This is a genomic window from Methanosaeta sp. UBA356, from assembly GCF_002496465.1.
Taxonomy (GTDB): domain Archaea; phylum Halobacteriota; class Methanosarcinia; order Methanotrichales; family Methanotrichaceae; genus Methanothrix; species Methanothrix soehngenii.
Genome location: NZ_DAKC01000090.1, coordinates 1 through 9,693, shown reverse-complemented (window position 1 = coordinate 9,693; position 9,693 = coordinate 1). Strand labels below are relative to the sequence as shown.

Here is a 9,693-nt window from a genome sequence, read left to right as displayed (position 1 = left end):
CAGCAGATATGGCACGCTACCGCTTCCCGCGCGTCAATTTTTGCGATGTCTATATCTTTTTGCATAGATACAGGCCTAAGAACCCCTCTTTTTGTTCCTCTCTCTCGATCACAAAGCCCGCCCTCTCGATCAAGCCGCGCATGATCCAGTCCATGGTGGAGAATTCCTTATTGATGTGGCTGGTCATACTCTGGGCAAATCCAGGACCAGCCTTCTCCATCGTTTTAGATATGAACCTCTCTATCTGCCTCTCATAGTCGCCCGGATCGAAGGAATAGACGATGTCCCTCAGACAGAGCCTTCCTCCCGGCCGCAGCATGCTGGCTATGTTCAGCAATGCGATCTGTTTCCAAAAATCTGGCAGGTGGTGCATGGCTATCTGGCTGACGATGGCGTCAAGCGGCCCGTCATGGTGGTGGTAGGTGAGAAAGCCGCCGACTAGGAAGCTGATGTTGGAGATTCCCTGCCCCTGGGATTTTTCCCGGGCATACTGGAGCATCCCCGGGGATATGTCGATGGCATAGACCCGGGCGCAACGGCGGGCGGCGGCCAGGGCGAACTCGCCAGTGCCTGTTCCTATTTCCAGCAAGGAATGATGGGGCTTGATCTCCAGGAATGATAGGATCTCCTCTATCTCCCCCTGGATGTCTCTGAACCTTTGCATATTTCGGTCGTAGGATGGGGCGATGGCATCGAAGTCCATGCCGGGATGGTCCGGCTCGTGGTAGCACCATTCGGGTGGAGGTAGTCTATCTTCTTGCATTGAGTTCACCTTTGAAGCTCGCATAGAGCATGGGTTGTCATATCTAAAAGTATGTAAAATGTGGCTCAACAAAAATTAGTTATAAAATGCAGGATAGGTTATCTAAGGGGATCGAAATGCCAAAGATAGCTATAATCTACGCCACAGGCATGGGAAGGACAAAGAAAATGGCAGAGGCCATAGCCAGCGGGGCAATGACCATCGAAGGGACTGATGTATTGCTGAAAGAAGTCTATGATGCATCTTTAGATGATATAGCGGACGCAGATGCAATCGTTCTTGGTGGCTCGACTTATAACTATAAGCTCATCAAGTCGATGGATCCATTCTTAAAAGAGATGGTAAAGCTCGACTTGAACGGGAAGGTGGGAGTGGCATTTGGCTCGCATGGGTGGAGCGGTGAGGGAGTTGTAACCTTGATCGCCCGCATGAAATCCTTTGGCATGCGAGTAGTGGAGCCAGGGACGACAGCCATACAGGTCCCGGGCAAGGAGGATATTGAGAAGTGCTTCCATCTGGGAAGAACGATCGCTGCGGGACTGGGAAATTAGGTCCCTTCCCGGATGGCTGAGAAAGAATGCGGGATGCACTGAGGCTCAGGAGATAATTCAATTCTCCTGCAACTGTTTGCTCCTGGCACCAGAGCTTCAGGCTGCATCCTTCCGCCGGCTGAGCTGCTTTATCATCTCTTCCTGGCTTGCCCCTTGGCCTAGCAGTTCTTTAAGTCGGCTCTTCGCTATATGGGCGATTTAAGGTAGGGAAAATGGCCTTTTGTTCCTCTGTGTCTCTGTGGTTGGGTCAGAGCATAGCGGTTCACCACAGAAGGCACGGAGACATAGAGTTTTTCCGATTCAAGTTCACCCCTTCAACTCTCATCCGGGCGACATACCTCCATCGCCCTCTCCAGCTCCAGCGCTACCATTGCCCCTGCCATCCTCTTCTGCACCGTCCCTGCCAGCATCCGGCCCGCCCGGGCCCGAGAATACTGGTCCACTTGCCAGTCCAAGCCATCGTAGCCCACTTCCATGAGAATCAGCCCCTCTGCTGGGGCGGTAGGAGCGCCGTGGTTCAATTCGGGACGGAGGAGATCCTTAAACCAGCGCATATCCTTCTGGCCTGAGCCCACCTTTTCGGTGGCTCCCACGATCTTTCGCACCATATTCCACAGAAAGCCGTCTGCCCGGATGTCGAAGATGAAAAGGCCGTCTCTCTCTCTTATCTCCAGCTTCTCTACCCTCTTTACCGTTCCCACCTTGGCGGAGGAGAAGTTTCGAAAATCGTGCTCCCCCAAGAGCATATCCGCTGCCTCTTCCATTAGATCCCTGTCCAGGCCGGGGTGCCAGAGAAGATACTGGTACTCCCGCCAAAGGGCATTCCAGCGGGCAGAAAAGCCCACTGGGGCGATGGACCATGCCCAGGTCCAGATGTCCCGGGGCAGCCTGCCGTTCACGCACCGCGGCCTGGTCAGATCGATTTTATCCTCATCTATCCAGAAGTCGATCACCTGGCCCAGAGCTGAGACTCCCCGGTCCGTCCGGCCAGCATAGCAGAAGTCGCCGTGGATGACCCCTATCTGGGCCAGCGCCCGTCGGACCTGGCTGTCCACAGTCACCCGGTCGGGCTGCTTTTGAAATCCATAATAGTTATCTCCCAGATAGGCGAGCTTGAGGGCGACCTTCATCCTGATCTTATCCTGAAAAAAAAAGATGGATTGGCTGGCTATTCCTTGATCCCTCTCAGATCTCCCTGGGATCGGTGATATAGCCGGTAATGGCGCTCGCTCCTGCGGTGGCGGGGGAAGAGAGGTAAACGAAGGCCTGGGGGCTTCCCTGCCTGCCCACGAAGTTGCGGTTGGAGGTGGCCAGACAGCGCTCTCCTGCCCCCAGGAGGCCGAAGCTTCCTCCCATGCAGGGGCCGCAGCAGGGCGACTCCACCATCGCCCCCGCCTCCATGAACCTCTCCACCAGGCCGGCTCGCAAGCATTTCATGTACTCATCCCGGCTGGCGGGGACCACGATCATCCGTACTCCTTTGGCCAGGGGCTCATTCTTCATCATCTCGCTGGCAAGCTGCAGATCCTCGAATCGGCCGTTGGTGCAGGAGCCCAAGAATACCTGATCGATCCGGGTTTGGGGAACCTGGCTGATGGGCAGGACGTTGTCTACATTATGGGGCATGGCGATCTGCGGCTCGAGATCGGATACATTCCACTCCCTCCGGGAGAATGCTGCATCCTCGTCTCCCTTGACGAATCCTGCCTCAATTGCCTCTCGATCCTGGACTCGTCCCTCCAGGTAGCTCTTCGTCGTCCCGTCCGCCGGGAAGATGCCCACCTTGGCCCCCATCTCTATGGCCATGTTGGAGACCGTCATCCTCTCAGGGATGCTCATCCTCTCCGCGGCCTCACCCCGGAACTCACAGGCCAGATAGTTGGCCCCGTCGGCACCTATATCGCCGATGATGCGCAGGACGGCGTCCTTTGATGTTACTCGGGAGGGCAGCTGGCCCTCGATCATTATCTGGAGGGTCTTGGGCACCATAAACCAGAGCTTGCCGGTGGCGAAGACTGAGGCCATGTCCGTCGAGCCGACGCCGGTGGCAAAAGCCCCAAAGGCTCCATAGGTACAGGTGTGAGAATCGGTGCCCAAAATCACGTTTCCAGGAAGCACGTGCCCTTTCTCAGGCATCACCTGGTGGCATACGCCGCAGAAGATATCGTAGTTGAGAATATCCTGCTCGGCAGCAAACTTGCGCAGCTGGATGTGGTTTTCTGCTGCCTTCAGGCTGTCTGCCGGGACCTGATGATCGAAGAGAAGAACGATCCTGGTTGGGTCCCAGACCCGGGCATCCCTGCCTGCAATCTCATAGAATCCCTTCACTGCCAGGGGGCCGGTTATATCATGAATCATGGCGCCATCTACATTCGCCATGACGAACTCGCCCGCCTTTACCTCTTTGTTTGCCGCTCTGGATAATATCTTCTCAGACAGGGTTTGGCCGCTCATGGTGACTCTGTTGCCCTTCATGATAATAAATCTTGACCTTTAGCCCGGCCATGCCGCGGGTCATCCTCATTCAGCAAAAGCGTCCTTTGATAGTTTGAGGCTCTGAATCTTTGCTTCTCTTAGGTCGGAGACGAAATCCGCCATCAGATTTCGGTTTCTCAGGACGGCCGCCGGATGATATGTCACAAGAAAGCGATCGCTCAGAATCCGGCCGCGCAGGACAGTAACCCCCACAACTCCCAGGACGGCTTGAATGGCAGTGTTCCCCATCAGGCAGATGATCCTGGGGCGGATGGCATCCATCTGATCCTCTAGATAGGGCAGGCAGAGTTCGATCTCCTTTTTATTCGGCTTTCTGTTCTGGGGTGGACGGCATTTGATGACACTGGTTATGAAGACATCCTCTCTTTTCAGGCCGGCCTCGTTCAGAGCCTCGTCCAGCAACCTTCCCGCCCGGCCGACGAACGGCAGTCCTTTTAGGTCCTCCTCCCGACCGGGGGCCTCTCCCACCAGCATGATCTCGGCCTTGGATGGGCCGCTTCCGGGCACAGTGAGGTTTCGGCTGAGAGAAAGAGGACAAAGATCGCAGGAGGCGATCTTCTCCTGCAGCAGGATCAGGTCTGGCGGGCACATGCTGGCAGCCATTGAAGCTTGTCATTGATAACCCTTCTCCATCGATCCTTCCCCTATGAAAAATCAATCGCAACGAAAGGTTCTTATTTATTCAAGCCCTCTAGCCAGATGAGGAGGGTACTGATGCAGTTCGCAGAGTGGACATATCCCCTGAGGAAGTTTGACGATATATATTATACTATTGAGAGAATAGTTTATGGCAAAGGGGAGCTGAAGGGCTTCACCACCGAAGATATCTACAATAACCTGCGGGATAAGCGCTTTTTCAATGATGTGCAGGATCTGAATCGATATCTGCTGGAGAACGGGCGGAAATATAAGATAAGAAAGATCGACGATACCTGGGAGCGCTATTACTAGCGCTTCATCTGATCTTTTCTTTGAAGTAGATATTTCTCTCATCAATTCCCAGTTCATTGAACCTACCAGTGGCCAGGATGCTATGGCTGTACTTGAGCAGGGCCACCCTTACCCCCGGTGCCACCACCGACTCTGAGGGGAGGACCACATTCTCGCCAACAACCGGAACACCCCCTTCCGCACCATTATTCAATCCTAGAGCACTATGCTCCTCTAAGATGCAGTGGCGGCCCACTATTGCTCTGTTGATAATGACTGAATGCATAATATGAGCAAAGCTCATCACCATGCTATCCTTTATCTCAACGTCGCGGTCGATGAGGCTGGTATGGCCGATATGGGAGTTCTCAATGACCACACCCCTCTCTATGCGGCAGTTTCTTCCTATGGAGACATTCCCTTTCAATATGATATCCCCTGAAGCAAGATCCGGCTCGATCCTGGCCAGGGTGCTGGGATGGATCCACTGATTGGTCTTGTAACGGTACTTGCGGTCGAAGTGCCTTACCCGGCCGGAGAGGCAGTCCATAGCCGCCTGATGCAGCCTTTCCGGCGTGCCGATATCTATCCAGTATCCTGCGACGGGGAAGCCGTAGACAGGATAGCCGTTCTCAGTCAGGTAGGGGATCAGATCGCCGCCTATATCCCTGGCCTTATCACCCATCTTAGCCAGGACCTCCCGGACCTCGGGGCTGAAGAGATAAAAGGCGGTGTTTATCATCCGGCTGGGCTCGCTGCCTGGCTTTGGCTTCTCCACGAAACCGCTGATGCGCATATCCTCATCCACCCGCGCTACGCCATAAGATGAGATGCTCTCCCCCGGTGCTATCTCCTTCAAGGCGACGGTCAGAACCGGCTTATGCAACTGATGGAACTGGACAATGCTTGACAGATCGATATCGATAAGGTTGTCTCCCGACACCACCAGAAGGTCATCTTTTATATCAAAATAGTTCATGCAATAGCGCAGAGAGTCGGCACTGCCTACGTCATCATAGAGCGGCTGATAGCTGAAATCCTGGTGGTCGGCGATTCCCAGACGCTTGAAGAAGCCCTCACCGGCCTTGAAATAGTTGCTCAGGTTGAGGGTATTGCTCGCTCCCTTGCTGCCTAGAATGAACCGGCGACAGCCCTGGCTGGCCAAAACCCGGAAGAGGTTGGCAATTATGGCCGTATCGCATAGCTCCACCAACGGCTTAGGCTGGTCCAGGGTCAAAGGATAAAGGCGCGTCCCCGAGCCGCCGACGGTTGCTAGAACCTGGGGAAACATGCTCCATAATTGAAGCTGGCAGGAATGATAAACCTATCCCCGCAAATCATACCGGTTGCATTTGTTCTATCTCTTTCATTCTATATTCAGTACCCTCGCATGATCTTCATAATGATGCGGGCGATCATGAAAGCGATAAGGAACAGAATAGCATAGAAGGCTATTGTAATTACATCCATGGCAGGTAATCAGTCATTTCTGGTTTATAGATTTGATTGCCATACAAAAAGATTGATCAGCCATAAGTGCGCCACCCAGAGCAATCAGGTGCGATTCATGAATCATACAGGGGCCATAGAGAGGGCGAAGGAGCACTTCGCTGAACTGCTCGTCGAGCAGCTCAAGCGCGTTGATCAGATGAAAGCAGGAGAGGACTGGGCGGACTACAGCCGGCTTATGCCTATAATAATTGGGGTGGTAGGAGGAGACGGCATTGGCCCCTTCATCACCAAAGAGGCAGTCCGGGTGCTCGAGTACGTCCTGGCAGATGAGATCCAGTCTGGAAAGGTCGAGCTGAGGTGGATATCCGGCCTTACCATCGAGGAGAGGGTCAAAGTGATGAAGGCCCTGCCCGAGGAGACCCTGGCGGCGCTGAAGGAGTGCCATGTGATACTAAAGGGTCCCCTCACCACCCCCAAGAAAGGGGATAAATGGCCAAACCTGGAGAGCGCCAACGTATCCATGCGCCGGGAGCTGGACCTCTTCGCCAATGTCCGGCCGGTCAAGGTGCCGGAGAAGGGCATCGACTGGATCTTCTACCGGGAGAACACCGAGGGCGAGTATGTCCTGGGCAGCTCAGGATTCAATGTCACTGAGGACCTGGCAGTGGACTTCAAGGTTATCACCAGCCAGGGAGCGGAGCGAATCGTGCGCCTGGCATTCGAGTATGCCAAAAAGAATGGTATCAATAGAGTCTCTGCGGTCACCAAGGCCAATGTGATCAAGACCACAGACGGCAAGTTCCTGGAGGTAGCCCGGCGAGTAGCCCGCGAGTATCCGGAAATTCAGTTCGATGACTGGTTCGTGGATATAATGGCGGCAAAGCTGGTGGACGAGAAACGGAGGCGCGACTTCAAGGTGATCGTCCTGCCCAACCTGTACGGGGACATCCTCACCGATGAGGCGGCGGAGTTTCAGGGCGGAGTGGGCACCGCCGGAAGCGCCAATATCGGCAAGAGGTATGCCATGTTCGAGGCCATCCACGGCTCAGCTCCGCGCATGGTCGACGAGGGCAGAGCGCAGTATGCCGATCCGGCGAGCATGATGAGGGCCTGCGTGATGATGCTGCGCCACATCAGCTTCATAGATCAGGCCAGCCGGATGGAGATGGCGCTGGATATCTGCGGCCAGTTCGAGAAGAGAATGTGCCTCACCGGCAGGCCGGATGGTGCCACTGGAGCCCAGTACGCAGACTATGTGCTCGAGACTATTCAAGATCCAGATCTACAGAATCGCTGGCAGAAATATCAGGCTTCTGGAGAGGTAAAGCTTTAGCTGAAGTGGTTCCATAATATTGCTCGTGGAAAACGTTGCAGAAGCATTTCTGGGCTTGAGCCGAGAGGATTTCTCTCTGCTGGGCGCGATTGAAACCGGGATGAGGACCCACGAGTGGGTCCCCACTTTTATAATATCTAAGCTTGCCGGCCTCTCCGCCAGCAAATCAGAGTATCGCCTGCAGCATCTTTTTGAGAAAAAGCTGGTGGTGCGAGAGGCTCAGCATTACCTGGGCTATCAGATAAACTTCGACTCCTACGACCTTTTAGCGCTCTATGACTTCGTCCGGCGCGATCAGGTAAAAAGCATCGGAGAGCGGATAGGGGTGGGCAAGGAGTCTATTGTCCTTGGGGCCCAGGGATACGCCTCTTTAGCCATCAAGTTCCACCGCCAGGGACGGACCAGCTTCAAGCACGTCCGCCGCCTGCGCGACCACCTCAAGGACAAGCCTCGGGTCCCGTGGCTTTATGCCGCCTCTCTGGCAGCCAGACGGGAGTATCAGGTGATGGAAAAGCTCTACTCGAAGGTTTCCATCCCCCGGCCGGTGGCCATCAGCCGGCATGCTCTGGCAATGGAGTATGTCCCCGGACCACTTTTAAACAGGATCACTCTGGAAGATCCCGAGGATGGGCTGAGGTTGATCCTGGGTGAGGTTGGACGGGCCCTGGGTCAGGGGATAATCCATGCCGACCTGAGCGAGTTCAACATCATGATCACCGATTCCGGGCCGGTGATCATCGACTGGCCCCAGGCGGTGGATGCCGCTCATCCTCATGCAGATGAACTCCTTAAGAGGGATCTGGGCAATGTGCTTCGCTTTTTCCAGAGAAAGTACCGCATCGATATGCCGCTGGAAGAGGCGCTCTCGGTTGTCCGGGAGGCGGACAGGGTTTGAGCATCTTCGGGGTGGATATCGCCAGCGGCTCACCAGGCAGCCGCAGGGATCCCAGCTACTCACTGGTGATCCTGGAGGGGGATGCCACTGCCCTTCACCATATGATCAGCAGGCATAAGCTGATCCGGATGATCAGGGAGCGGCAGCCGGAGATGGTGGCCATGGATAACGTCCATGAGCTGGCCCAGAGCCACAAGGATCTGATCAACCTCCTGCGCCGTCTCCCCCCTTCGACCAAACTGGTTCAGGTGACGGGCGGGGATCGGCCGGAGTCCCTGGTCCGTCTGGCCCGCTGGAATGGCATCACCTTCGACCGCACCAAGCCCCTGGAGGAGGCAGAGGCCTCGGCCAGGCTGGCGGCCAGGGGGGTTGGGGCAGTGGTCTCCGCCTTTGAGGACAAGACTCTGATCAAGGTGAGCCGGAGGCGGTCATTGGGTCGGGGCGGCTGGAGCCAGAATCGCTACACCAGAAAAATCCATGGAGCTGTGATGGCCCTGGCGCGGGAGGTGGAGAAGCAGCTTCGCGAAGCCGGTTTGGAGTACTCTCTGCGGGCGGTGGAGGGCCTGGGTGGTTTCACCCGGGCGGAGTTCGTGGTGGAGGCCAGCCGAGATAAGGTGCACATCAATCCTGGCTATTCGGTAGATGCCCAGCTGAAGATGCAGAGCATCGAAAGGCCTGCTCTGCAGTACAAGCCGCTGCTGCACCGCAGGGGCTACATCATCGTGGGCCTTGATCCAGGCACCACCACCGGCATTGCCGCCCTGAACCTGCGGGGGGAATTGGTCGATCTGATCAGCTCCCGGGCTATGTCCTCATCCGATGTCATCGAGTGGATAGCTGCCAGGGGAAGGTCGCTGATTGTGGCTACCGACGTCTCGCCCACGCCGGGGGCGGTGGAGAAGGTAAAGAGGGCCTTTAATGCCGTCTTGTTCAGCCCGGGGGCGGATATGGCCGGGGAGGAGAAGATAGCTCTGGGAAGGGAGTTGGGCTACAAGAACGACCATGAGAGGGATGCTCTGGCTGCTGCACTGGCCGCCTTCAGGAAGTACAAGAACAAGTTCATCCAGGTGGAGAAGAAGGCTCCGGCGGAGGTCGATCCCGATGAGATCAAGGCACTGGTGGTCCGGGGCTATTCCATTGAGAACGCCATCGCCGAGTTCTCCCATCCGCCCCCGGCGGAGGGAAGGCCAGCCGCCCCGGCGCCCCCCGCCCCAGATCCCGATACTGCGGCCCTGCGGCAGCATATCCAGCAGCTATCCGAGCAGGTGAAGAC

The 9,693-nt window shown here is 55.8% G+C and carries 10 protein-coding genes; 5 read left to right on the top strand and 5 right to left on the bottom strand.

All coding sequences use genetic code 11. The annotated features are described in order from the left end of the window. Nucleotides 1-49: 49 nt before the first annotated feature. A complete protein-coding gene (locus tag BP727_RS08470; protein WP_157863687.1) occupies nucleotides 50-763 on the bottom strand; it encodes a class I SAM-dependent methyltransferase in 714 nt (237 codons plus the stop codon). Nucleotides 764-879: 116 nt separating this feature from the next. Between BP727_RS08470 and BP727_RS08465 the strand changes: the two genes are divergently transcribed. Next, complete coding sequence (locus BP727_RS08465; RefSeq protein WP_013719060.1) at nucleotides 880-1,314, top strand: flavodoxin domain-containing protein; 435 nt, start codon at nucleotides 880-882, stop codon at nucleotides 1,312-1,314. 314 nt (nucleotides 1,315-1,628) lie between these two features. Here BP727_RS08465 and truA read toward each other — a convergent pair whose 3' ends face one another. The 3 genes from truA to BP727_RS08450 are packed head-to-tail and all read right to left on the bottom strand — an operon-like array spanning nucleotide 1,629 to nucleotide 4,413. Further along, entirely contained in the window at nucleotides 1,629-2,444 is an 816-nt protein-coding gene (gene truA / locus BP727_RS08460) for a tRNA pseudouridine(38-40) synthase TruA (protein ID WP_013719059.1), read from the bottom strand. 55 nt (nucleotides 2,445-2,499) lie between these two features. After that, nucleotides 2,500-3,789, bottom strand: a complete 1,290-nt coding sequence (locus BP727_RS08455; RefSeq protein WP_013719058.1) for a 3-isopropylmalate dehydratase large subunit — start codon at nucleotides 3,787-3,789, stop codon at nucleotides 2,500-2,502. A 45-nt stretch (nucleotides 3,790-3,834) separates the two neighbouring features. Next, on the bottom strand, nucleotides 3,835-4,413 hold the full coding sequence (locus tag BP727_RS08450) for a uracil-DNA glycosylase (protein ID WP_013719057.1): 579 nt from the start codon (nucleotides 4,411-4,413) through the stop codon (nucleotides 3,835-3,837). A gap of 111 nt (nucleotides 4,414-4,524) precedes the next feature. Here BP727_RS08450 and BP727_RS08445 point away from each other — a divergent pair, with 111 nt between their 5' ends. After that, nucleotides 4,525-4,761: a hypothetical protein gene (locus BP727_RS08445; RefSeq protein ID WP_013719056.1), complete on the top strand. Its 237-nt coding sequence runs from the start codon at nucleotides 4,525-4,527 to the stop codon at nucleotides 4,759-4,761. A 4-nt stretch (nucleotides 4,762-4,765) separates the two neighbouring features. On the opposite strand, the gene BP727_RS08440 is transcribed toward BP727_RS08445, so the two are convergent. After that, on the bottom strand, nucleotides 4,766-6,031 hold the full coding sequence (locus tag BP727_RS08440) for a sugar phosphate nucleotidyltransferase (RefSeq protein WP_013719055.1): 1,266 nt from the start codon (nucleotides 6,029-6,031) through the stop codon (nucleotides 4,766-4,768). A 276-nt stretch (nucleotides 6,032-6,307) separates the two neighbouring features. Here BP727_RS08440 and BP727_RS08435 point away from each other — a divergent pair, with 276 nt between their 5' ends. The 3 genes from BP727_RS08435 to BP727_RS08425 all read left to right on the top strand — a co-directional run. Then, on the top strand, nucleotides 6,308-7,525 hold the full coding sequence (locus tag BP727_RS08435; protein ID WP_286858294.1) for an isocitrate/isopropylmalate family dehydrogenase: 1,218 nt from the start codon (nucleotides 6,308-6,310) through the stop codon (nucleotides 7,523-7,525). 25 nt (nucleotides 7,526-7,550) lie between these two features. Continuing rightward, nucleotides 7,551-8,420, top strand: coding sequence for an RIO1 family regulatory kinase/ATPase (locus BP727_RS08430; protein WP_276619400.1), 870 nt, complete (start codon nucleotides 7,551-7,553; stop codon nucleotides 8,418-8,420). Next, a partial coding sequence (locus BP727_RS08425) for a DUF460 domain-containing protein (RefSeq protein WP_286858291.1) occupies nucleotides 8,417-9,693 on the top strand: 1,277 nt, incomplete at its 3' end. The genes BP727_RS08430 and BP727_RS08425, both read left to right, overlap by 4 nt.

Coding starts and splice junctions, on each gene's coding strand:
- BP727_RS08470 (WP_157863687.1), bottom strand. CDS start 763: ATGCAAGAAGATAGACTACCTCCACCCGAATGGTGCTACCACGAGCCG.
- BP727_RS08465 (WP_013719060.1), top strand. CDS start 880: ATGCCAAAGATAGCTATAATCTACGCCACAGGCATGGGAAGGACAAAG.
- truA (WP_013719059.1), bottom strand. CDS start 2,444: ATGAAGGTCGCCCTCAAGCTCGCCTATCTGGGAGATAACTATTATGGA.
- BP727_RS08455 (WP_013719058.1), bottom strand. CDS start 3,789: ATGAAGGGCAACAGAGTCACCATGAGCGGCCAAACCCTGTCTGAGAAG.
- BP727_RS08450 (WP_013719057.1), bottom strand. CDS start 4,413: ATGGCTGCCAGCATGTGCCCGCCAGACCTGATCCTGCTGCAGGAGAAG.
- BP727_RS08445 (WP_013719056.1), top strand. CDS start 4,525: ATGCAGTTCGCAGAGTGGACATATCCCCTGAGGAAGTTTGACGATATA.
- BP727_RS08440 (WP_013719055.1), bottom strand. CDS start 6,031: ATGTTTCCCCAGGTTCTAGCAACCGTCGGCGGCTCGGGGACGCGCCTT.
- BP727_RS08435 (WP_286858294.1), top strand. CDS start 6,308: ATGAATCATACAGGGGCCATAGAGAGGGCGAAGGAGCACTTCGCTGAA.